This window comes from Polaromonas sp. (assembly GCF_035638815.1).
GTDB lineage: Bacteria > Pseudomonadota > Gammaproteobacteria > Burkholderiales > Burkholderiaceae_C > Polaromonas.
This window is the reverse complement of sequence record NZ_DASQZG010000007.1, coordinates 16,798-38,632: the sequence shown is the minus strand read 5'-3', so window position 1 is coordinate 38,632 and position 21,835 is coordinate 16,798. Positions and strand designations below refer to the sequence as shown.

Sequence of the window (21,835 nt, the reverse complement as noted above, 5' to 3'; positions counted from 1 at the left end):
CAAGGCTGTGCTGGATACCTGCCGCGAGCTGGAGCGTCAGGGCTTTGATGTGAGTTATCTGGATGTGCAAGCCGATGGTCTGCTCGACATGGATGTGTTGAAAGCTGCCATGCGTGCCGACACCATTCTGGTCAGCGTCATGTACGTCAACAACGAGATCGGCGTCATTCAGGACATCCCGGCGATTGGTGCAGTGTGCCGCGAAAAAGGCGTTCTTTTTCATGTCGACGCCGCCCAGGCCACCGGACGTGTGGACATTGACCTGGCTAGCTTGCCGGTTGATTTGATGAGCCTGACCTCGCACAAGACTTACGGTCCCAAAGGCATCGGTGCCTTGTATGTACGGCGCAAGCCGCGCGTGCGTCTTGAAGCGCAAATGCATGGCGGTGGACACGAGCGCGGCATGCGTTCGGGCACCTTGCCAACGCATCAGTGTGTGGGCATGGGCGAGGCCTACCGCATCGCCAAGGAAGAGATGCACGAAGAGAACAAGCGCATTCTGGCCCTGCACAATCGCATGCTCGCCGGCCTGAAGGACGTGGAGGAAGTATTCCTCAATGGTCACGCGGACAAGCGCGTGCCGCACAACCTGAACATGAGCTTTAACTTTGTCGAGGGCGAGTCACTGATCATGGGCATCAAGGGCCTGGCAGTCTCCAGCGGGTCGGCCTGTACCTCAGCCAGCCTGGAGCCCAGCTATGTGCTGCGAGCCTTGGGCCGCAGCGACGAGCTGGCTCACAGCAGCCTGCGCATGACGATTGGCCGCTGGAGCACCGAAGAAGAAATTGATTACGCCGTGGCGACGATCAAGGAAAACGTGGCCAAGCTGCGTGAGTTGTCGCCGCTCTGGGAAATGTTCAAGGACGGCGTAGACCTGTCGACTATTCAATGGGCAGCACACTAACTCAGTGCGCCAGACAAAGGTAAAGAGGTAAACAAAATGGCATACAGCGAAAAAGTGGTGGACCACTATGAGAATCCCCGCAACGTTGGCTCCTTTGAAAAAGGCGACGACACGGTAGGCACCGGCATGGTCGGCGCTCCGGCCTGCGGCGACGTCATGAAATTGCAGATCAAGGTCAACCCGGTGACTGGCGTGATCGAAGATGCGCGCTTCAAGACCTACGGTTGCGGCTCAGCCATCGCATCCAGTTCCCTGGTGACCGAATGGGTCAAGGGCAAAACCCTGGACGAAGCGGCGAGCATCAAGAACAGCGCGATTGCCGAAGAGCTGGCGTTGCCACCTGTGAAAATTCACTGCTCCATCCTGGCCGAGGACGCCATCAAGGCGGCCGTCAACGACTACAAGCTCAAGCACGCTCACTAACTTTTTATTGACTCGCGACCATGCCCGTTACCCTTACCGACGCCGCAGCACGGCACGTGACCCGCTACATGACCAAGCGCGGGAAGGGCGTGGGCGTGCGTTTGGGCGTCAAGACGACCGGTTGTTCCGGTCTGGCTTACAAACTGGAATACGCCGACGAAATTGCGCCGGAAGATGTGGTGTTTGAAGACAACGGGGTCAAGGTGCTGGTGGACCCGAAAAGCATGGCTTATATCGACGGCACGCAACTCGACTTTGTCCGCGAGGGGCTCAATGAGGGCTTTAAGTTTCTCAATCCCAACGAACGCGACCGCTGCGGTTGCGGAGAGAGCTTCAGGGTCTGACAACCTCGGGCCTTTTCTGGCTGAAGCCGCCTCCACCTCGGGTGCTGGCGGCATTTTCTTGATATGAACCTCCAATCCAACGACTTCGAACTGTTTGATGTGCCTGTCCGCTTCGCACAGGACCGCAGCACGCTGGACGCTCGCTGGAAAGAGTTGCAGCGCGAAGCCCATCCCGACAACTTCGCGGCTCAGGGTGCTCCGGAGCAGCGCCTGGCCATGCAGTGGTCCGTACGCATCAATGAGGCTTATCAGCGCCTGAAAGACCCGTTGAAGCGCGCTGTCTACCTCTGTGAGCTGCATGGTGCGCCCATCCAGGCCGAAAGCAACACCGCCATGCCTCCGGAATTCCTGATCCAGCAAATGCAGTGGCGCGAGGCTCTGGAGGACGCGGAAGCGATCGAATCACTGGAAGAAATAGCCTCGCAGGCCCTGATTTCCAGGCGTGAAACGCTATCAAAAATAGAGCAGATGATCGATGGGTTGCAAGACTACGCGGCTGCGTCGCAACAGGTCAGAAGCCTTATGTTTGTGGAGCGCTTTGGCAGTGAGGTCGATGCGCGCATCGACTCGCTGGGACAATAGGTTTTTAAAAGCACTCGACGCAACCCCACATTCATGGCATTACTGCAAATTTCTGAACCCGGTCAGGCGCCTGACCCGCATCAGCGGCGTATTGCCGTTGGCATTGATCTGGGCACCACCCATTCGCTGGTGGCGAGCGTTCGCAACGGCGTGGCGGAATGCCTGCCGGATGCGCAGGGCCGTGTGCTGTTGCCCAGTGTGGTGCGGTACCTGGTCAACGCGGAAGGCGCCACCAGTCGCCAGATCGGCTTTGAAGCGCTTGCAGAGCAAGTTGCTGATCCCCAAAACACCATTGCATCCGTCAAGCGTCTGATGGGGCGGGGTATGGAAGACATCGCCAGCCGTGCGCAGTTGCCCTACGAGCTGATTGACAAACCGGGCATGGTTGCCGTGCAGACCGTCGCCGGTGAAAAAAGTCCTGTTGAAGTCAGTGCGGAAATTCTGGCGACCTTGCGGTATCGCGCGGAGGACACGTTTGATGACGACATCTTCGGAGCAGTCATCACCGTGCCGGCCTATTTTGACGACGCGCAGCGCCAGGCCACCAAAGATGCGGCACAGCTGGCTGGCATCAACGTGCTGCGCCTGATCAATGAACCTACCGCCGCTGCGATTGCCTACGGCCTGGACAACTCCAGCGAGGGCGTTTACGCCATTTATGACCTGGGCGGCGGTACCTTTGACATCTCGGTTCTGCGTTTGAGTCAGGGCGTATTCGAAGTGGTGGCAACGGGCGGAGACTCTGCGCTGGGTGGCGATGATTACGACCGCGCCCTGGTTGATTGGGTGCTGGTAAAGGCGGGCTTGGCAGCCGAGACGCTGACGCCGGCCGACAAGGCCGCACTGCTGCAGGCTGCCAGGGCATGCAAAGAGGCGCTGACTGCTACAGATTTAGTAGCATTTTCCGCCCGTCTGGCAAGGACAAACATTCAATTCGACATGAAAGCGGCAGACTTTGAAGCTGCCACGGCCGGCCTGACCCAACGCACACTGGCCGCCGTGCGCAAGTGCTTGCGCGACGCCCAACTCGGCAAGGACGAGGTTCAGGGCGTGGTGCTGGTTGGCGGCTCCACACGCATGCCTCAGGTGCGCAGAGCGGTGGCCAGCTTTTTTGGCCGTGAGCCATTGACCAACCTGAACCCTGACGAGGTGGTCGCACTGGGTGCGGCCGTTTCGGCCAACCAGCTTGCTGGCAACAACACGGGCAGCGATTTACTCCTGCTCGACGTCATTCCGCTGTCTTTGGGCATCGAGACCATGGGCGGCCTGGTCGAGCGCATCGTGCCGCGCAACCAGACCATCCCAACCGCCATGGCGCAGGACTTCACCACCTATCAGGATGGTCAGACCGCGCTGGCCCTGCACGTGGTGCAGGGTGAGCGTGACCTGGTGGCAGATTGCCGCAGCCTCGCTCGCTTTGAGTTGCGCGGCATTCCGCCCATGGTTGCCGGTGCGGCCCGCATCCGCGTGACCTTCACGGTAGACGCTGATGGCCTGCTCAGCGTCAATGCCAGGGAGCAGGGCAGCGGCGTCGAAGCGCGGATTGACGTCAAGCCTTCGTATGGCCTGTCTGACGACGAAATCGCGCGCATGCTGCAAGAGAGCTTTTCCACAGCCCAGCAAGATGTTCAGGCGCGAGCGCTGGCAGAGGCACAGGTTGATGCCGACCGCATGATCCTCGCGACCCAAAGTGCGCTTTCCGCTGATGCTGATCTGTTGACACCAGAGGAGCGCGTGGACATTGCCCGCCTGATGGCTGAACTGGCCGTCACCAGACAAGAGGGCGACGCCCCCACGATTGAAGCGGCAATCAAGACCCTGGCCAATGCGACCGAAAGCTTTGCCGCGCAGCGCATGAACCGGGGCATCCGCACGGCGTTGGCCGGAAAAAACATTGCGACAGTCTGAGATACCGAACCCCCATGCCCATCATCAAAATACTGCCTCACCCTGAATACTGCCCAAACGGAGCCGAGGTTTCCGCACCTGCGGGCACTTCCATCTGTGAGGCGCTGCTGGACCACAACATCAACATTGAGCATGCCTGCGACATGAGCTGCGCCTGCACCACGTGCCACGTCATCGTGCGCGAGGGCATGAAGTCGCTCAATGAACTCGACGAAAACGAGGAAGACTTGTTGGACCGCGCCTGGGGGCTGGAGCCCAATTCGCGGTTGAGTTGCCAGGCTTTTCTGGCGCAGGCCGATGTGACCGTCGAGATCCCCAAATACTCGATCAATCACGCCAAAGAAGTTCACTAGCCCCCACGCTCGTCACTTCGTGTACTTCGCTGCCCCCCGAGGGGGCGCATTTTTCCTTGGGACGGCCCGGCGGAAAAACATCCGCTGCCCAGCTATCATCTGAACCATGCGCCAAATCGTTCTTGACACCGAAACCACAGGCCTCTCCGCAGAAAACGGCGACCGCATCATCGAAATTGGTTGCGTTGAACTGTTGGGCCGCAAACTCACCGGCAACAACAAACATTTCTACCTGAACCCCGAGCGCGACAGCCATGAAGATGCGCTGAAGGTGCACGGCATCAGCAATGAATTTTTGCGCGACAAACCCAAGTTTCCAGTCATTGCCGAAGAGTTGCTGGCATATCTGCAAGGCGCCGAGGTCATCATTCACAATGCGCCGTTTGATGTCAGCTTCCTGAACAAGGAGCTGGAGCTGGCAGGCTTGCCGCCCCTCAAGCAATGCGTGGCCAAGGTGACCGACAGCCTGATGATGGCCAAGGAGCTTTTCCCGGGCAAACGCAATTCTTTGGATGCGCTGTGTGACCGGCTGGAGGTCGACAACTCGGGCCGCACGCTGCACGGGGCTTTGCTGGATGCGGAGTTGCTCGCAGACGTCTACATCAACCTGACGCGCGGACAAAACGCTCTGGTGATGGACGTAGGCGGTGATACGCCTGACGGCGGCCGCATGGTGGCTGTGGATTTGAGCGGCTTTGATCTCCCGCTGTTGATGGCCAACGATGCCGAGTTGTCGGCCCATGGCCAGCTGCTTGCCGACATTGACAAGGCCAGTAAAGGCCGGACTGTGTGGCGAGATCTCGCCACCGCCTGAAACAAACAGCTATAATCTGAGGCTGTCCAAAAGGGCAAACAGGGAGATTAGCTCAGGGGTAGAGCACTGCATTCACACTGCAGGGGTCACAAGTTCGAAACTTGTATCTCCCACCAAACATCGACCCCAAGTCGTATCGGCTTGGGGTTTTTCTTTGCCTGCCAGTTGCGCTGAGCGGCCTTGCCGGCTTACTGGGCCGCCCAGCCGCCGTCCATGTTCCACGCCACGCCGCGCACGTTGTTGCCGGCAGGCGAGCAGAAAAATACCGCCAGCGCGCCCAGTTCTTCCGGTGTGGTGAACTGCATGGAAGGCTCTTTTTCTCCCAGCAGTTGTTGCTTGGCCTGCTCGTTGGAGATACCGCCAGCCGCCGCTTTTGCGTCCACCTGCTTTTGCACGAGCGGCGTCAGCACCCAGCCCGGGCAAATCGCGTTACAAGTGACGCCGGTGGTCGCGTTTTCGAGGGCGGTTACTTTGGTCAAGCCGACGATGCCGTGTTTGGCCGCAACGTATGCTGATTTTTCGGCCGACCCGACGAGGCCGTGAACAGATGCAAGGTTGATGATTCGGCCCCAGCCTTTGCCGCCGTCGGCAGCTTTCATGGCCGGCAGGGCCAAACGGGTAGCGTGGAAAGCGCTGCTCAGATTGATGGCGATGACCGCGTCCCAGCGGTCGATCGGAAAGTTTTCGATTTTTGCAACATGCTGAATGCCTGCGTTGTTCACAAGGATGTCCACCTGGCCGAATTGGGTCGCGGCAAATTTCATCATCTCTTCGATCTCAGCAGGCTTGCTCATGTCCGCGCCGTGATACGCGACTTTGACGCCCAATGCAGCCACCTCTGCCTTGGGCCCTTCAACGTCACCAAAGCCATTGAGGACGATGTTGGCACCCTGTGCTGCCAGCGCCTTGGCGATTCCCAGGCCGATGCCGCTGGTCGAGCCGGTAACGAGGGCAGTTTTACCTTTGAGCATGAAGTTTTCTCCGGATGAATTACGATGCAAATGAACGCTGACAAGCAGTGCCAACGATTATCAATCCTTGAAGCAGATTAATTGCCATGACTGAACCTACGCTGAACTACGTATCGTGCCCAGATGCCGCTGGCGGGCACCGCATGGCTTACTGGGAGTGGGGCGATCCTGCCAATCCGCATGTTGTGATGTGTGTTCATGGCCTCTCGCGGCAGGGCCGCGATTTTGACGTGCTTGCCCGTTATCTGTGCGATGAGGTTCGCGTGATTTGCCCGGACGTGGTGGGCCGTGGACAAAGCGACTGGCTCAAAGATCCGTCGGGTTATCAGATTCCGTTTTACGCGGCAGACATGCTGGCCTTGCTGGCGCAGGTGCATCAGCAGTCTCCCATCACCACGCTTGATTGGGTGGGTACCAGCATGGGCGGGCTGATTGGTCTGGCCATTGCCGGCCAGTCAGGCGCAGAGGGTGGGGCGTTGTCGGCGCTGATGCCTGCGCGTGTCAACAAATTGGTTCTCAACGATGTAGGCCCCGCCATTGAGTGGCTGGCGATTGAACGTATCAGCGCTTATCTGGGCAAGGCCGGGCATTTTGAATCCACTCAAGCGGCGGCGGATGCGATGTGGGCCATCTCCACCAGTTTCGGCCCCCATACGCCCGAACAATGGCTTGAGCTGTCGCGTCATATGGTCAAACCTGTGCCCGGTGCATCTGACGGCAGCGTCATGCTGCATTTCGACCCTGCCCTTGCCGTGCCCTTGCGCGCAACCACGCAGGAGTCAGCCAAACAAGGCGAGGCCATGTTGTGGCAGCTTTATGACCAGGTGCGTGCGACAACGCTGATCCTGCGCGGCGCCGAGTCGGACCTCTTGAGCCACGCTACGGCGCAGGCCATGACGCAGCGGGGCCCCAAGGCCCGTCTGGTTGAATTTGAAGGCGTGGGGCATGCACCTACTCTTGTGGCCATGGATCAGGTTACGACGGTGGGCGATTTTCTTTTTGTCTAAGGCTCTTTCAAAAACATGAAACATACCGGTGCAGGGCGCGTGGCCCTGAGCTCCGCCCATCCTGCCAATGCGTCCATCGTGACGGCCACCGCAGCCAGTCTGCCGGATCAACCCGATGCCCTGGCGCGTGCGCGCGCGTTTGCCGAGCCACTGATTGCCAGCGAGACGCTGGATACCGGCGAGAACATACTGGCGCACGCGGACGCTGTTGCCGCCATTTTGAAGTCGATAGGTGGCTCCGAGGCCATGCAGGCTGCCACCTACCTGGTGCATGCTTGCGAGCACCTGAACAAGCCGCTGGAAGTGATCACCAAGGCTTTTGGTGCCAACTTCGCGGCGCTGGCCATTGAAACCACCAAGCTGGTCAATGTGCAAAAACAGGCCAGGGCCGCCAATGCCAAGGCGCATCTGACCGAGAGCCCCGTGGCGCAAACCGAAAACGTACGTAAGATGCTGCTCGCGTTTTCCCGCGATTTGCGGGTTGTGATGTTGCGGTTGGCGTCGCGCTTGCAAACCCTGCGGCACTTTGCCGCTATTCGGCAGCCGGTGCCATCGACCATCGCCCGCGAAGCGTTACATGTATTTGCGCCCCTGGCCAATCGACTGGGCATTTGGCAGATCAAGTGGGAAATGGAAGACCTGGCCTTCCGCTTTCTGGAGCCCGATACATACAAAGACATTGCCCGCCTGCTCGATGAAAAACGAGTGGAGCGTGAAGGTTTTATGGAAGCCCTTCGCGCGCAGCTGGAGCGTGATTTGAACCGTGACGGCATCGCTGCGCTGGTGCAGGGCCGGCCCAAGCATATCTACAGCATCGTGAAGAAGATGCGCGGAAAGTCGCTTGATTTTGAGCAGGTGTTCGACATCCGTGCGTTGCGCGTGATCGCCGCTGACGTCAAAGGTTGTTACGCCGCGCTCGGTTTTGTGCATTCACACTTCACGCCAGTGTCGGGTGAGTTTGACGACTACATTGCCAAACCAAAATCCAACGGTTACCAGTCCCTGCACACGGTTGTACGTGATGCACAGCAACGTGCGGTGGAGATACAAATCCGCACCCAGGCCATGCACGACCACGCTGAGCACGGCGTCGCTGCACACTGGGCTTACAAAGAGGCGGGGGCCAGGGGGTATGGAGGTGTCACGGCCAGCAGTGAGTACGACGCAAAAATTGCAGTGCTCAGGCAGTTGCTGGCGTGGGAGCGAGACCTGTCCGGTCCGATGGCAAAAAAGGCAAATGATGCTGATAAAGGTCTTTTTGAAGACCGCATTTACGTGCTGACGCCGGAGGCCGCCATTGTTGAGTTGCCTCAAGGCGCCACGGCGGTGGATTTTGCCTACAGCGTGCACACAAGCCTTGGCCACCGTTGCCGCGGCGCGCGCCTTGACGGTGTCATGGTTCCGCTCAATACCCCTCTGCAAAACGGTCAGACGGTAGAAATCATCACCGTAAAGGAGGGTGGTCCATCTCGCGACTGGCTTAACCCTGAACTCGGATTTCTGAACAGCAACCGCGCACGATCCAAAGTGCGCGCCTGGTTCAACGTGCTGGCCATGGCCCAGACGGTGGCGCGCGGGCGTGAAGCCGTGGAGAAGTTGCTTCAGCGCGAGGGCAAGACAGCGATGAAGCTGGAAGACCTGGCCGCGCAACTTGGCATTAAATCCGCGGAGGATCTGTTCGAAGTGGTGGGTAAGGACGAGTTGTCCCTGCGCACCATTGAGAACATGCTCAAGCCTCCCGAGCCGGCGCTCACGCAGGACGACTATGTGCTGGCAAAAAAGGCCAGGCAGGACAAGTCCGGCGCGCGCGCGGGCAAGGGTGGGGTGCTTGTGGTGGGCATCGCTTCCTTGCTGACGCAACTGGCCAAGTGTTGCAAGCCAGCACCGCCCGATGCGATTCTTGGCTTTGTCACCAAGGGCAAAGGAGTGAGCATTCATCGCAGCGACTGCAGCAACTTTAAAAACATGGCGGGAGGCAGTCCGGACCGGGTGATCGAAGTTCAGTGGAACCAACCCAAGAGCAGCGATAGCTCAATCTATCCTGTGGATGTGGCCATCGAAGCTGCAGACCGGCAAGGTTTGCTGCGTGATATTTCAGAAGTTTTCGCGAAGGAAAAAATGAATGTCATTGGCGTGCAGACCCAGTCGGTCAAGGACAATCGCGGCGGTTCTGCGCGAATGACTTTCACGGTGGAAGTGGCCGATTCGGGCCGACTCAACCAGGTCATTGCAGCGGTGGCCGAAGTGTCTGGCGTTCGTTCTGCTCGACGACGCTGACGCACTGCGCCGCCGCCGGGGTCGCCACGAAGTTTTCCGCCGGGCCGCCCCAAGGAAAACACGCCCCCTCGGGGGGCAGAGAGTTACACGCAGGGAACGAGCGTAGGGGCCAGGTTTCCCGCCGGGCCGCCCCAAGGAAAACACGCCCCCCTCGGGGGGCAGAGAGTTACACGAAGTGAGCGAGCGTAGGGGCCAGGTTTCCCGCCGGGCCGCCCCAAGGAAAACACGCCCCCTCGGGGGGCAGCGAGTTACACGAAGTGAACGAGCGTGGGGGCCAATATTCTCCTGCTACAATGACGAGGTCGAACAGTCCTTAGGCGCGTAGCTCAGCTGGTTAGAGCACCACCTTGACATGGTGGGGGTCGTTGGTTCGAGTCCAATCGCGCCTACCAATTCCCGAAATCTTGCTTTCCTTCGTGGTGACACCTATGTCCCACAGGGTAAACCAAGGGGATTTTTGGTTGGCATACTTCCTAAAATGGAAGCAAGTCCGTGCAGCAGCACTGGCAGTCCTCAAGGAGTTCGCGCAGTGCCGAAAAGCAAATCCACCAGTGCCACACGAAGTCAGGCATCTGACGCCACCTCCAGTTCAGGCGGCGCCTCGGGGACGCGGAGTGGCAACGGCAAAGCGGCATCTCCGCGCATTATCAAAAAATATCCAAATCGTCGTCTCTACGATACCGATACCTCCACCTACATCACCCTGACCGACGTGAAACAACTGGTGATGGACAGCGCTGATTTTGTAGTGCGTGACGCAAAAACCAATGAAGATCTGACGCGCAGCATACTGCTGCAAATCATTCTGGAAGAAGAAACCGGTGGCGCGCCTATGTTCACGGAATCGGTGCTTGGCAACATCATCCGTTTTTACGGCAACACCATGCAGAGTTTCATGGGCGCCTACCTTGAGAAAAATGTCCAGTCTTTCATGGACTTGCAGGTCAAGATGACCGAGCAGTCCCAGGGCTTGTCGCCAGACACATGGGCGCAGTTCATCAACTCCCAGTCACCCATGATGCAGGGCATGATGGGAAGTTATGTGGAGCAATCCAAGACTGTGTTTACGCAAATGCAGGAACAGATGCAAAAGCAGAGCGAGCAAATGCTGGCGGCTTTGGGCGTCAAACGCTGATCGCGCGCTCAGACCCTGCCATAACTGCGGCGGGTGGTCTCTGAGACAATGGAGCCCATGAGCCAAGTCCTTTCTCCTCCGCTGTCACCGCCTCTCAACAAAGTCCCCCGCGTGGGTTTTGTCAGTCTTGGCTGCCCCAAAGCCCTGACGGATTCCGAACTGATTCTTACCCAGCTCAATGCTGAGGGCTACCAGACCTCCAAAACCTTTGAAGGCGCGGATCTGGTCATCGTCAACACATGCGGGTTTATTGACGACGCGGTCAAGGAAAGTCTGGACACCATTGGCGAGGCGCTGGCCGAAAATGGCCGCGTGATTGTGACCGGTTGTCTGGGCGCCAAGGCGGGTGAGGGCGGCGGAAACCTCGTCCGGCAGATGCACCCCAGCGTATTGGCAGTAACCGGGCCGCACGCCACGCAAGAGGTCATGGATGCCGTGCACCTGAACCTGCCAAAACCGCACGATCCATTTGTGGATCTGGTGCCTAACTCTTTCGGCATCGCTGGTATCAAGCTGACGCCACGGCATTACGCTTATCTCAAAATCAGCGAGGGCTGCAATCACCGTTGCACCTTCTGCATCATCCCCTCCATGCGCGGCGATCTGGTGTCGCGTCCCATCGGCGATGTGCTCAGCGAAGCACGCGCCTTGTTCGAAGGTGGCGTCAAGGAACTGCTGGTGATCAGTCAGGACACCTCAGCCTATGGGGTGGATGTCAAATACCGCACGGGCTTCTGGGACGGCAAACCTGTCAAAACCCGCATGCTTGAGCTGGTGCAGACCATGGGTGAGATTGCCGAGCCCTACGGTGCCTGGGTGCGGCTTCATTACGTGTATCCCTACCCCAGCGTGGATGAGGTGATCCCCTTGATGGCCACGGGCAAGGTGTTGCCTTATCTCGATGTTCCCTTGCAGCACAGCCACCCCGACGTGCTCAAACGCATGAAGCGGCCTGCCAGTGGCGAGAAAAATCTGGAGCGTATTGCACGTTGGCGCGAGATGTGTCCCGAGATTGTGATCCGCAGTACCTTTATTGCCGGTTTCCCGGGAGAGACAGAGGCTGAATTTACGGATCTGCTTGATTTCATGCGCGAGGCAAAAATTGACCGTGCCGGTTGTTTTGCGTATAGCCCGGTTGAGGGTGCCACGGCCAACACCATTCCGGGCATGCTGCCGCTCGAAGTGCGGGAGGAGCGCCGGGCTCGTTTCATGGCGGTTGCCGAAGCGGTGTCCAGCTCCAAACTGCAGCAGCGCATAGGTGCAACTATGCAGGTGCTGGTCGATTCAGCGCCGGGCATGGGGAAAAAGGGCGGCGTCGGCCGCAGCTATGCAGATGCGCCGGAGATTGATGGCAGCGTGAAGTTGCTGCCGCCCGAGAAAATCAGCAAGACGCTGAAGGTGGGTGAATTTACCAAGGCCCGCATTGTCGGAACGCAGGGCCATGACTTGGTGGCCGTGCCCGTTTGAGCACAGAAGCGCTGAAAAAAACCGCATGAAAAGCAAAAAGGCTACTGGGTTAACAGTAGCCTTTTTTCGGTAGCTTTTTGCCAACTTTCGCTGGGCTTGGTGTATCTGGTGCCCGGGAGAGAACTCGAATCTCCACATCTTGCGATACACGGACCTGAACCGTGCGCGTCTACCAATTCCGCCACCCGGGCACAGCTAGCAGTGTACCATTACAGAATCGATTTTCTGTCCTCGACCTTAAAATTTTCGATCACGCCGCAGGATATAAAGCTCATGCAAGACGGAAAAATCCGGTGCACGTCGCACCGTTGCCGAGCCGCTTTTTCTGTTGATCGACAACCCCATAGGATGATGAACCGGCAGTCCCAACCATTGGCGCTGCGATTCATTTCAAGTTAACCATCTCAAGAAGAGAGATCTCTTATCAAAGCAACTACCAACAGCGGCGGCCAGAGTGCCGGACTGCTCGCCGAATTTGAAGGAACTGTTTCCGGACACCGCGATGGCCACGGATTTGTGCTGCGTGATGACGGCGAGGCCGACATTTACCTGCCGCCCAACGAGATGCGTGCCGTGTTGCACAAAGACCGTGTCAAAGCGCGCATTGTCCGGCATGACCGGAAGAACCGTCCCGAGGGTCGTGTCACCGAGATCATTGAGCGATCCTCCAACCCCATCATTGGCCGCTTGCTGCAGGAAAGCGGTGTCTGGCTGGTGGCGCCAGAAGACAAGCGTTATGGGCAGGATGTGTTGATTCCCAAAGGAGCCATCGGCACCGCCAAGACCGGGCAGATTGTGGTGGTTGAACTGACCGAGCCGCCCGCACTTTTTGGCCAGCCGGTGGGCCGGGTCAAGGAAGTTCTGGGTGAAATTGACGATCCCGGCATGGAGATCGAGATTGCGGTGCGCAAATATGGTGTGCCGCACGAATTCAGCGACGCGGCTCTGGCTTTGGCTCGCACTTTGCCGGATGCGGTGCGTCCCGCTGACAAAAAACACCGCGTTGATCTGAGCGACGTTGCACTGGTGACCATTGACGGAGAAGATGCGCGGGACTTTGACGACGCAGTCTATTGCGAGCCGGCCAAGGTGGGCCGGGGCAAGGGCTGGCGTTTGCTGGTTGCCATTGCCGACGTCAGCCACTATGTGGAGACCGGCAGCGCCATTGACATCGACGCCTATGACCGGGCCACCAGCGTGTATTTTCCGCGCCGCGTGATTCCCATGCTGCCGGAAAAACTCTCAAATGGCCTGTGTTCGCTTAACCCGAATGTTGAGCGGCTGTGCATGGTGTGTGACATGCTGGTCAATGCCAAGGGTGAGGTTCACGCCTACCAGTTTTACCCGGCCGTGATGTTCAGCCATGCGCGTTTCACCTATACCGAAGTCGCGGCCATCCTGGCCAACACGCGTGGTCCCGAAGCTGCGCAGCGCAAAACGTTGGTGCCTCACTTGCTCGACTTGCATGACGTGTACCAGGCGCTCCTCAAAGAGCGCAGGGTGCGGGGCGCTGTGGACTTTGAAACCACCGAGACGCAAATTGTCTGTGACGACGCCGGGCGCATTGAGAAGATTGTCCCGCGAACCCGCAACGTGGCGCACCGACTGATTGAAGAGGCCATGCTGGCTGCCAACGTCTGCTCGGCGGACTACATCTCTCAGAGCAAGCATGTGGGTCTGTTTCGTGTGCACGAAGGACCTACGCCCGAGAAGAAGGACATGCTGCGCAACTACCTCAAGGCCATTGGCTTGGGGATGACGATCAGCGACGATCCGACGCCGGGCGAGTTCCAGCAGATTGCGGTTGCCACCAAAGACCGGCCAGATGCGCAGCAAATCCATTCGATGTTGCTGCGTTCCATGCAGCAGGCCATCTACACGCCGATGAACAGCGGTCACTTTGGTCTGGCTTATGAGGCCTACACACACTTCACCAGTCCGATCCGGCGTTACCCCGATCTGTTGGTGCATCGCGTCATCAAGGCGGTGTTGAACCAGACCAAGTACCAGTTGCCCACTTTGCCAACGCCAGGCGAAGCTGAGGCCAAGCTGTCCAAGCGGCTGGCGTCCCGGGTGAAAGACCCGACGCAAAAGCCCAAGAAGGCCAGTGTCGATCAGTTGGCGTGGCAAGCGGCCGGTCTGCATTGCAGCGCCAATGAGCGCCGTGCTGACGAAGCCAGCCGCGATGTGGAAGCCTGGCTCAAGTGCAAATACATGCGCGAGCATCTGGGTGAAGAGTTTGGTGGCGTGGTCACGGCAGCAACCGGCTTTGGCATTTTCGTTACCCTTGATGCGATGTACGTCGAGGGCCTGGTGCATATCACCGAGCTGGGCGGGGAGTACTTCCGTTTTGACGAGGCTAGGCAGGAGTTGCGCGGCGAGCGCACCGGCATTCGTTACGCCATCGGCACGCGGGTCCGGGTTCAGGTGAGCCGCGTTGACCTTGATGGACGCAAGATCGATTTCCGTCTCATACGTGAGGGCGAAGAGTTGCTGGCCCGAGCCATGAAAGACAAAGCGGGCGGTCGCGCGACCGAACTGCCCGATCAGGATGGCGGGTCAGCGGGCGACAGGCGTGGGGACAAACGCGGCGGCAAGCGGACAGAGCAGCGCACTTCTGCACGCGGCAGTGGCGCAGCGGGTAGCCGTACCCCGAAATCCCCGATCCAGGCGCTCAAGTCCGCAGTCAAGAAGTCGGCAGCGAACACGGGACGCAAGCAAAGCAAGAAGCCGCGGCGTTAGGGCCTATCAGAGCCATGCTGATTCGCATCCTGTCCTTCCTGCTTGAAACCCTGTTCTTCGTCCTGATCGGCTCGGCTCTGTTGCGTGCCTGGATGAACCGCTTGCGCATCAACATGAGCGCGCAGCCGGGCTACTTTGTGATGGCGGTGACCGACTGGCTGGTCAAGCCGCTGCGCCGTGTGTTGCCCAAAGCTGTAGCGCAGTCGCGTATGGACTGGGCGAGTGTGCTCGCGGCTTTGTTGCTGGCACTGGCTTATGCATTGTTGTCGGTCGTCCTGTTTTGTCTCCTGTCCGGCGGCCTTTCGGCTCTATCCGCATTTGGCCCGGGGGTGTTGCCCGGTGTGTTGATGTTTGCTGTGAAGATGCTGGCGCGCGTAGCCTTGCAAACCGCCTTTGTCGTGGTGCTGGTGTACGCCATTCTTTCCTGGGTGCAGCCCGGCTCCATGATGCTGGGCTTGATGGGCCGGCTGGTAGAACCGATGCTGGCCCCCTTGCGCCGGGTGATTCCAGTCATTGGCGGACTGGATCTGTCAGCGCTGGTCTTGCTGTTACTGCTTCAGATCGGCTTGATGATTCTGGGCTAGCAGGGAGGCCGTCAACGGTGCGCCGGGCCAGCAGACATTCCAGTCGTCGGCCAGTTGCCCATGCCAGAACACCGCGCCGCAGGCGGCCTCAAAAGCGGTTTGCCCGCGGGCCAATTCTGCACCCAGCATGCCTGCCAGCACATCGCCGGTGCCCGCAGTAGCCAACCGCGCATTGCCAGTGCTGTTGATCACAGGCACCTGGCCCGGCGCGGCGATGACTGTGCCCGAACCCTTCAGCACGACCACACACTGGAATCGATCCGCCAATTGACGGGCTGCCTCCAGACGGTTGGCTTGCACGTCAGCTGTGTTGTTGCCCAACAGACGCGCGGCCTCCAGTGGATGCGGCGTCAGCACGGTTTGGTAGCCGCGGCTCTGGCGTGTTCTGAGCTGGGTCTGTAGTTGCGTGTCGCGGGCTATCGCATTGAGTGCGTCGGCGTCCAGCACGGCGGCAACCGCACTTGATAAAACCCTGGGCAAAACGCCGGCCACTGCATCCCCCCCTCCACAGCCGCAGACGATAACTTGGGACTTCAGATCAAGCGAATCAGGCGCGCGGAACATGAGCTCGGGCTGCAGCGGGTCAACCGTCAGGCCTGTGTTTCCGAGCAAGGCGACAAACACCCGGCCCGCGCCCGAGTGCAGGGCGGCGCGTCCGGCAAGCAGGGCGGCGCCCGCCATATGGGTCGTGCCGCCGGATTCACCGCCAAGAATGGCGACATCGCCAAAGCTGCCCTTGTGACTGCTGTGTGCAGCTTGAGAACGGCTACGGGACTCTACGCGGTCCTGGCCCAGCAGCCAGGCGTCGGGCGTCTGGGTTGAAACCCCAGTGACGCCGAGATCATCCCACCAAAGTTGCCCCGCTCGGTCCTTACCGTGGGCTGCAAGCAGTCCTGGCTTGAGTGTTAAAAGACTCAGGGTAAATCGGCTTGCCGCCCTTTGTTGACGAGCCGGATCAGCTATCAATTCGGGAGCAATCGATGAAATTCCGGTGTCAGCGTCCAGACCGCTGGGGATGTCGATCGCCAGAACCGGCTTGTCGCTGGCCAGAAGTAGAGCCAGCCATTTGTCGAGCTGAGTGGAATGCACATCGTTCGAACGCGGCTTGGCCCCGATGCCGAGCAGTGCGTCGATGGCGAAGTCGTATTCGACCGGTGCAACATTTGCAAACGGGACGCCAGCCGCCTGCGCGCGTTTCCACGAAGCCAGGGCATCCGCAGGCACTTTGGCTGTGTTTTCGGCACCCAGCCAGGTCACGACCACGGTCTTCCCCCACTGGTGCAGGTGTATCGCGGCTTCCAGACCGTCTCCGCCGTTGTTTCCGGGCCCGCAGGCGATCCAGAACCGCTGGGCGTGCGGAGCCAGTGCCAGGCTTAGTCGTGCCACCGCAAGCCCGGCCCGCTGCATGAGCGTATGCGGCGCCAGCGACAGGCTGGCCTGCTGCTCCAGGCGACGCGTTGCAGCCACGCCATGAAGGGGCAGGGTGACGAGCTTGGTTACTGCTTGCATAGCGATCCCTGGCTGATCAGGCCAGTAGCCGTTCCACACCTAGGCCGTTCAGGTCGATATCCGGCGTTTTACCCGCCACAAGGTCGGCCACAGCGCGGGCGCTTCCGCAGCTCAAGGCCCAGCCGCTGGAGCCATGACCGATGTTGAGCCAAAGTCCGGGGAGACCGCTGGCGCCCAGGATGGGCGGACCGTCAGGCAGCATGGGCCGCGCGCCTTTCCACTCTTGCACACTTGGCCCTGTGTTTGAGGTGTGGGCCGCGCCGGGAAACCAGTCTTGCAGAACCTTGTAAAGGGTCTGGATGGACGCTGCACGTTTGTTGGCCAGGGTGCCGCCAATCTCGGCGCTGCCTGCCACGCGAACGCGGTTACCCAAACGCGAGATGGCGACCTTGTAGCGCTCATCCATCAGCGCGCTGCGCGGCGCGTTCAGAGGTTCGCGGATGGACGCGCTGACGGAGTAGCCATACACGGCGGCCATTGGCACTTTGATGCCCAGTGGCTTGAGCAGTTGGGCCGATGCCATACCTGCGCACAGAACCACTGCGTCAAAGCTTCGTGGATTGGTCTCGCCCGCTATCATAAATGCAGCTGTCTGCGCCCGTTCTATATGGACGATTTGCTTGTTGAACTCGAAATTGACACCGATACGCTGAGCTTCATTTTTGAGCAGCATTGCAAATTGCCGGCAGTTGGCTACTTCATCGTCGGGCAGGTGGATCGCACCGAGGAAGGGCGTCTCGGGATTGAGGGCAGGCTCGATCTTTCGCGCTTCGTCCGTGCCAACTTGCCTGAATGCCACACCTGCCTCGCGTAGCACTTGCAGGCTGGGTTCCACCATCCGCGCATCCTTTTCGGTGCGCAACAAGACCATGTAACCCACATTCCGGTCGTATTCCAGTTCGTGATCAGCAGTAATCTTTTGCAGGCGCTCGCGGCTGTAAAAGGCCAGACGCTGCATACGCGCGCGGTTGAGCAGATAGGTTTCCAGTGTGCAGGCGCGCCACCATTTCCATATCCAGCGCAAATCGCTGGAGGACAAGGGCAGGGCGACTTTGACGGACGCATGGCGGCTGAATAGGTTGCCAAGCACTTTACGCGGCATGCCGGGCGCGGCCCAAGGTGTGACGTAGCCGGGGGCAACCACGCCGGCATTGGCAAAACTGCTTTCCTCGGCCGCTGCGCCGCGGCGCTCGAACACGCTTACCTCGTGGCCGTCCACGGCCAGCTCCCAGGCGGTGGTGATGCCCACAATGCCCGCCCCGATCACGGCGATTTTCATGCGGGGAGGTCCAGAAAAGGCCCGATGGCGGGGCGAGGAGAGCGGTCAGTCATTGGAGGATTGATCGATTTGACGTTTTGCCAAGGAAGGACGGGCAAAGATTGCTATGGTTTTTCTAACATCACTGGAGGCTTCTGCACGTAGGCCTTTGGCTAGACTGAACTTCCAGAGGTCCCCTCACAGGAGGCAGCGCACGAGGGGATGTTATACTCAGCGGGTTGTGCGAGAGGCAATCCCGCCTCCGCTCAATAAATCGCAAATCAGCCACTCAAGGTGTTGTTCGGGACCGTTCACTCAGATCCGGGCGATAAGCGCTGATTTTAGACACAACCTTTGGAGAACTTTATGTCAGTAAGCATGCGCGAAATGCTGGAAGCCGGCGTCCATTTCGGACATCAAACCCGTTTCTGGAACCCCAAGATGGCCCCTTACATCTTCGGCCACCGCAACCGTATTCACATCATCAACCTCGAAAAATCGCTCCCGATGTTCGAGGAAGCGATGAAATTCGTCAAAACCCTGTCTGCCAACCGCGGCACCATCCTGATGGTTGGCACCAAGCGCCAGGCGCGTGAGCTCGTCTCCGCCGAAGCCAAGCGCGCTGGTGTTCCTTTTGTTGACCAGCGTTGGTTGGGCGGCATGTTGACCAACTTCAAAACCGTCAAGACCTCGATCAAGCGTTTGAAAGAGATGAAAGCCCAGCAGGAAGTCGGCCTCGACACCCTGAGCAAAAAAGAGCAACTCACCTTCAAACGTGAAATGGAAAAGCTGGAAAAAGACATCGGCGGCATCCAGGACATGAACGCACTGCCAGATGCGATTTTTGTGATCGATGTGGGCTTCCACAAAATCGCAATCCTCGAAGCCAAAAAACTGGGCATTCCTTTGATCGGTGTGGTTGATTCCAACCACTCCCCAATCGGCATCGACTACGTCATCCCCGGCAACGACGACTCGTCCAAAGCCGTGGCTTTGTACGCCCGTGGGATTGCAGACGCGATCATCGAAGGCCGCGCCAATGCGAGCAACGAGGTTGTGAAAATGGTTCAGGCCGAAAGCTCCGACGAATTCGTCGAAGTGGAAAACGCCGCCGCCTGATCGTCCTGGCCCTGCGCCTGACGCGAAAAAGGGGCTCGCGTAGCCCCTTTTTTACAGCCTGACCCCAGGCACAACATATTTATTTGAAGTCAACACGACACACGGAGAATTGAAGATGGCAATTACAGCAAGCATGGTCGCAGAGTTGCGCGCAAAAACCGACGCCCCAATGATGGAGTGCAAAAAGGCGCTGACCGAGGCAGAAGGTAATTTTGAAAAAGCCGAAGAAATCCTGCGCGTCAAACTCGGCAACAAGGCTGGCAAGGCGGCGTCCCGCATCACCGCTGAAGGCGTGATTGCGTATCACAGCGAAGGCGCTGTTGGTGCGCTTGTCGAAGTCAATTGCGAAACCGATTTCGTGACCAAGAGCGACAGCTTCCTGGCTTTCACCAAAGCGGTTGCTGAGGGTATCGCCAAGAACAAGCCTGCTGACGTGGCCGCCGTTGGTGCCATGCCTTTCTCGCTGGATGGATTCGGCCCAACGATCGAAGATGTGCGCAAAGGCCTGGTCGGCAAGATTGGTGAAAACATGAGCGTGCGCCGCTTCAAGCTTTTCGAAGGCGGCAAACTTGCTTCGTACCTGCACGGAACCCGTATCGGCGTGGTTGTGGAGTATGAAGGTGAAGAAGTCCCGGCCAAAGACGTTGCCATGCATGTGGCTGCAATGAAGCCCGTGTCGCTGTCCAGCGACCAGGTGCCCGCCGAGCTGGTGGCAAAAGAGCGTTCGGTCGCGGCTGCCAAGGCTGCTGAGGACGCTGCTGTGGCTACGGCCGCTGGCAAGCCTGTGCAGTCCCCCGAAATTGTTGCCAAACGTATTGAAGGCGGCGTGCAGAAATACCTTAAAGAGGTGTCACTGTTTAACCAGCCGTTCGTCAAGAACGACAAGCAGACCGTTGAGCAAATGCTCAAGGAAAAAGGCACGACCGTCAAAGCCTTCACGCTGTACGTTGTGGGTGAAGGCATCGAGAAAAAGGTGGACGATTTTGCTGCCGAAGTAGCTGCCCAGGTGGCTGCTGCCAAAGCTGCCTGATTGCCATTGGCGGCCGAAAGGCCGCTAAACTTACGCCCATAAAAACGACAGGAACTCCCTCATGGCAGCCTACAAGCGAATCTTGTTGAAACTTTCAGGTGAAGCCTTGATGGGAGACGATGCCTTTGGCATCAACCGCGCAACGATCGTGCGTATGGTCGAAGAAATTGCCGACATCACACGTATGGGCGTGGAGGTGGCGGTTGTCATCGGCGGCGGCAATATTTTTCGCGGCGTGGCGGGCGGCTCTGTGGGGATGGACCGTGCGACGGCAGACTACATGGGCATGCTGGCCACCGTGATGAATGCGTTGGCCCTGGGAGACACCATGGACAAGGCCGGCCTGACGCCGCGAGTTATGTCTGCCATCGGTATTGAGCGTGTCGTGGAGCCGTACGTACGGCCGAAGGCGCTGCAGTATCTGGAAGAAGGCAAGGTCGTCATTTTTGCGGCAGGTACCGGCAACCCGTTTTTCACCACCGATACGGCCGCTGCCTTACGCGGCGCTGAGATCGGTGCCGAGATCGTCTTGAAGGCTACGAAAGTCGACGGTGTCTACACCGCAGATCCGAAAAAGGATCCGACCGCAACTCGCTACACCAACATCACTTTTGACGAAGCCATGAGCAAACATCTTGAGGTGATGGACGCCACTGCTTTTGCCCTGTGCCGCGATCAGAAGCTGCCCATCAAGATTTTCAGCATTTTCAAGCACGGCGCGCTCAAGCGCGTGGTGCAGGGCGAAGACGAAGGAACGCTGGTTCACGTCTGAGCGCGGGCCTGCTTGCGCTGACCGTCAGAACAAAATCCATTGGAGATTTCAATCATGAGCATCGTGGATATCAAGAGCAACGCCGAGCAGAAAATGCAGCAATCGGTGGAATCGTTCAAACATGCACTGACCAAGATTCGCACCGGTCGCGCCAACCCCGGCCTGCTGGACACCGTCCTGGTTGACTACTACGGCGCCATGGTGCCCATCAGCCAGGTGGCCAATGTGTCCCTGCTGGATGCCCGCACCATCAGCGTGTCTCCTTGGGAAAAAGGCATGGGCGCGAAGATTGAAAAAGCCATTCGCGACTCCGATCTGGGACTTAACCCCGCCACCCAAGGCGAGCTGATCCGGGTGCCGATGCCGGCTATGACAGAAGAGCGCCGTAAGGAGCTCACCAAGGTCGTCAGGGGCGAGGGTGAACATGCCAAGGTCGCCATCCGGAATTTGCGCCGTGATGCCAATGACGGTGTGAAAAAACTGGTCAAGGAAAAGCTGGCATCGGAAGACGACGAACGCCGTTCGCACGACGAGGTGCAAAAGTTCACCGACCGTTTCATTGCCGAAGTTGACAAACTGGTCGCTGGCAAAGAGCAAGACATCATGGCGGTGTGATCAATACCACCCGGCCGGATT

The 21,835-nt window shown here is 58.8% G+C and carries 20 protein-coding genes and 3 tRNA genes; 19 read left to right on the top strand and 4 right to left on the bottom strand.

The features are described 5' to 3' along the window. The 8 genes from VE934_RS03245 to VE934_RS03210 all read left to right on the top strand — a co-directional run. On the top strand, positions 1-904 hold a 904-nt coding region (locus VE934_RS03245), incomplete at its 5' end, for an aminotransferase class V-fold PLP-dependent enzyme (protein ID WP_324884266.1). A 36-nt stretch (positions 905-940) separates the two neighbouring features. Beyond that, positions 941-1,327 carry a Fe-S cluster assembly scaffold IscU gene (iscU, locus tag VE934_RS03240; RefSeq protein WP_324884265.1) on the top strand — a complete coding sequence of 129 codons (387 nt, stop codon included), beginning with the start codon at positions 941-943 and terminating at the stop codon, positions 1,325-1,327. A 20-nt stretch (positions 1,328-1,347) separates the two neighbouring features. Then, complete coding sequence (iscA, locus tag VE934_RS03235; RefSeq protein ID WP_324884263.1) at positions 1,348-1,671, top strand: iron-sulfur cluster assembly protein IscA; 324 nt, start codon at positions 1,348-1,350, stop codon at positions 1,669-1,671. A gap of 63 nt (positions 1,672-1,734) precedes the next feature. Further along, on the top strand, positions 1,735-2,253 hold the full coding sequence (hscB, locus tag VE934_RS03230; protein ID WP_324884261.1) for a Fe-S protein assembly co-chaperone HscB: 519 nt from the start codon (positions 1,735-1,737) through the stop codon (positions 2,251-2,253). A gap of 33 nt (positions 2,254-2,286) precedes the next feature. After that, the gene (gene hscA / locus VE934_RS03225) at positions 2,287-4,161 is read left to right on the top strand and encodes a Fe-S protein assembly chaperone HscA (RefSeq protein ID WP_324884259.1); all 1,875 of its coding nucleotides are present in this window, start codon (positions 2,287-2,289) and stop codon (positions 4,159-4,161) included. Between the two features lie 14 nt (positions 4,162-4,175). Next, the gene (gene fdx / locus VE934_RS03220; RefSeq protein ID WP_324884257.1) at positions 4,176-4,514 is read left to right on the top strand and encodes an ISC system 2Fe-2S type ferredoxin; all 339 of its coding nucleotides are present in this window, start codon (positions 4,176-4,178) and stop codon (positions 4,512-4,514) included. Between the two features lie 106 nt (positions 4,515-4,620). Continuing rightward, positions 4,621-5,328 (top strand): DNA polymerase III subunit epsilon, encoded by a 708-nt coding sequence (gene dnaQ, locus VE934_RS03215; RefSeq protein WP_324884255.1) that lies wholly within the window; start codon positions 4,621-4,623, stop codon positions 5,326-5,328. Between the two features lie 41 nt (positions 5,329-5,369). After that, positions 5,370-5,444 (top strand) — tRNA-Val (locus VE934_RS03210). Positions 5,445-5,516: 72 nt separating this feature from the next. Here the strand turns inward: VE934_RS03210 and VE934_RS03205 are convergent. Continuing rightward, positions 5,517-6,299: a 3-hydroxybutyrate dehydrogenase gene (locus tag VE934_RS03205; protein ID WP_324884253.1), complete on the bottom strand. Its 783-nt coding sequence runs from the start codon at positions 6,297-6,299 to the stop codon at positions 5,517-5,519. Positions 6,300-6,385: 86 nt separating this feature from the next. Here VE934_RS03205 and VE934_RS03200 point away from each other — a divergent pair, with 86 nt between their 5' ends. The 5 genes from VE934_RS03200 to rimO all read left to right on the top strand — a co-directional run bounded on the left by VE934_RS03200 (position 6,386) and on the right by rimO (position 12,185). Further along, positions 6,386-7,306 (top strand): alpha/beta hydrolase, encoded by a 921-nt coding sequence (locus VE934_RS03200; protein ID WP_324884251.1) that lies wholly within the window; start codon positions 6,386-6,388, stop codon positions 7,304-7,306. A 15-nt stretch (positions 7,307-7,321) separates the two neighbouring features. After that, entirely contained in the window at positions 7,322-9,583 is a 2,262-nt protein-coding gene (locus tag VE934_RS03195; RefSeq protein WP_324884249.1) for a bifunctional (p)ppGpp synthetase/guanosine-3',5'-bis(diphosphate) 3'-pyrophosphohydrolase, read from the top strand. 315 nt (positions 9,584-9,898) lie between these two features. Continuing rightward, positions 9,899-9,975 (top strand) — tRNA-Val (locus tag VE934_RS03190). Between the two features lie 137 nt (positions 9,976-10,112). After that, the gene (phaR, locus tag VE934_RS03185; RefSeq protein ID WP_414693805.1) at positions 10,113-10,718 is read left to right on the top strand and encodes a polyhydroxyalkanoate synthesis repressor PhaR; all 606 of its coding nucleotides are present in this window, start codon (positions 10,113-10,115) and stop codon (positions 10,716-10,718) included. Between the two features lie 57 nt (positions 10,719-10,775). Continuing rightward, positions 10,776-12,185, top strand: coding sequence for a 30S ribosomal protein S12 methylthiotransferase RimO (gene rimO / locus VE934_RS03180; protein WP_324884247.1), 1,410 nt, complete (start codon positions 10,776-10,778; stop codon positions 12,183-12,185). Between the two features lie 106 nt (positions 12,186-12,291). Here rimO and VE934_RS03175 read toward each other — a convergent pair. Then, a tRNA-Leu gene (locus VE934_RS03175) sits at positions 12,292-12,376 on the bottom strand. 271 nt (positions 12,377-12,647) lie between these two features. Between VE934_RS03175 and rnr the strand changes: the two genes are divergently transcribed. Together rnr and VE934_RS03165 are read left to right on the top strand one after the other, a co-directional pair. Next, positions 12,648-14,927, top strand: coding sequence for a ribonuclease R (gene rnr / locus VE934_RS03170; protein ID WP_414693806.1), 2,280 nt, complete (start codon positions 12,648-12,650; stop codon positions 14,925-14,927). Positions 14,928-14,941: 14 nt separating this feature from the next. After that, positions 14,942-15,511, top strand: a complete 570-nt coding sequence (locus VE934_RS03165; RefSeq protein ID WP_324884245.1) for a YggT family protein — start codon at positions 14,942-14,944, stop codon at positions 15,509-15,511. Here VE934_RS03165 and VE934_RS03160 read toward each other — a convergent pair. Both VE934_RS03160 and VE934_RS03155 read right to left on the bottom strand, forming a co-directional pair. Further along, the gene (locus VE934_RS03160) at positions 15,476-17,020 is read right to left on the bottom strand and encodes an NAD(P)H-hydrate dehydratase (protein ID WP_324884243.1); all 1,545 of its coding nucleotides are present in this window, start codon (positions 17,018-17,020) and stop codon (positions 15,476-15,478) included. The two genes, VE934_RS03165 and VE934_RS03160, sit on opposite strands and share 36 nt — an antisense overlap. A 16-nt stretch (positions 17,021-17,036) precedes the next feature. After that, on the bottom strand, positions 17,037-18,299 hold the full coding sequence (locus tag VE934_RS03155) for a D-amino acid dehydrogenase (RefSeq protein ID WP_324884241.1): 1,263 nt from the start codon (positions 18,297-18,299) through the stop codon (positions 17,037-17,039). 345 nt (positions 18,300-18,644) lie between these two features. Between VE934_RS03155 and rpsB the strand changes: the two genes are divergently transcribed. The 4 genes from rpsB to frr all read left to right on the top strand — a co-directional run bounded on the left by rpsB (position 18,645) and on the right by frr (position 21,814). Continuing rightward, the gene (gene rpsB, locus VE934_RS03150) at positions 18,645-19,397 is read left to right on the top strand and encodes a 30S ribosomal protein S2 (protein ID WP_324884239.1); all 753 of its coding nucleotides are present in this window, start codon (positions 18,645-18,647) and stop codon (positions 19,395-19,397) included. 115 nt (positions 19,398-19,512) lie between these two features. Further along, complete coding sequence (gene tsf / locus VE934_RS03145; RefSeq protein ID WP_324884237.1) at positions 19,513-20,427, top strand: translation elongation factor Ts; 915 nt, start codon at positions 19,513-19,515, stop codon at positions 20,425-20,427. 61 nt (positions 20,428-20,488) lie between these two features. Continuing rightward, the gene (gene pyrH, locus VE934_RS03140) at positions 20,489-21,199 is read left to right on the top strand and encodes a UMP kinase (RefSeq protein WP_324884236.1); all 711 of its coding nucleotides are present in this window, start codon (positions 20,489-20,491) and stop codon (positions 21,197-21,199) included. A 54-nt stretch (positions 21,200-21,253) separates the two neighbouring features. Continuing rightward, the gene (gene frr, locus VE934_RS03135; RefSeq protein WP_324884234.1) at positions 21,254-21,814 is read left to right on the top strand and encodes a ribosome recycling factor; all 561 of its coding nucleotides are present in this window, start codon (positions 21,254-21,256) and stop codon (positions 21,812-21,814) included. The last annotated feature ends 21 nt before the right edge of the window (positions 21,815-21,835 follow it).

Coding starts and splice junctions, on each gene's coding strand:
- iscU (WP_324884265.1), top strand. CDS start 941: ATGGCATACAGCGAAAAAGTGGTGGACCACTATGAGAATCCCCGCAAC.
- iscA (WP_324884263.1), top strand. CDS start 1,348: ATGCCCGTTACCCTTACCGACGCCGCAGCACGGCACGTGACCCGCTAC.
- hscB (WP_324884261.1), top strand. CDS start 1,735: ATGAACCTCCAATCCAACGACTTCGAACTGTTTGATGTGCCTGTCCGC.
- hscA (WP_324884259.1), top strand. CDS start 2,287: ATGGCATTACTGCAAATTTCTGAACCCGGTCAGGCGCCTGACCCGCAT.
- fdx (WP_324884257.1), top strand. CDS start 4,176: ATGCCCATCATCAAAATACTGCCTCACCCTGAATACTGCCCAAACGGA.
- dnaQ (WP_324884255.1), top strand. CDS start 4,621: ATGCGCCAAATCGTTCTTGACACCGAAACCACAGGCCTCTCCGCAGAA.
- VE934_RS03205 (WP_324884253.1), bottom strand. CDS start 6,299: ATGCTCAAAGGTAAAACTGCCCTCGTTACCGGCTCGACCAGCGGCATC.
- VE934_RS03200 (WP_324884251.1), top strand. CDS start 6,386: ATGACTGAACCTACGCTGAACTACGTATCGTGCCCAGATGCCGCTGGC.
- VE934_RS03195 (WP_324884249.1), top strand. CDS start 7,322: ATGAAACATACCGGTGCAGGGCGCGTGGCCCTGAGCTCCGCCCATCCT.
- rimO (WP_324884247.1), top strand. CDS start 10,776: ATGAGCCAAGTCCTTTCTCCTCCGCTGTCACCGCCTCTCAACAAAGTC.
- VE934_RS03165 (WP_324884245.1), top strand. CDS start 14,942: ATGCTGATTCGCATCCTGTCCTTCCTGCTTGAAACCCTGTTCTTCGTC.
- VE934_RS03160 (WP_324884243.1), bottom strand. CDS start 17,020: ATGCAAGCAGTAACCAAGCTCGTCACCCTGCCCCTTCATGGCGTGGCT.
- VE934_RS03155 (WP_324884241.1), bottom strand. CDS start 18,299: ATGAAAATCGCCGTGATCGGGGCGGGCATTGTGGGCATCACCACCGCC.
- rpsB (WP_324884239.1), top strand. CDS start 18,645: ATGTCAGTAAGCATGCGCGAAATGCTGGAAGCCGGCGTCCATTTCGGA.
- tsf (WP_324884237.1), top strand. CDS start 19,513: ATGGCAATTACAGCAAGCATGGTCGCAGAGTTGCGCGCAAAAACCGAC.
- pyrH (WP_324884236.1), top strand. CDS start 20,489: ATGGCAGCCTACAAGCGAATCTTGTTGAAACTTTCAGGTGAAGCCTTG.
- frr (WP_324884234.1), top strand. CDS start 21,254: ATGAGCATCGTGGATATCAAGAGCAACGCCGAGCAGAAAATGCAGCAA.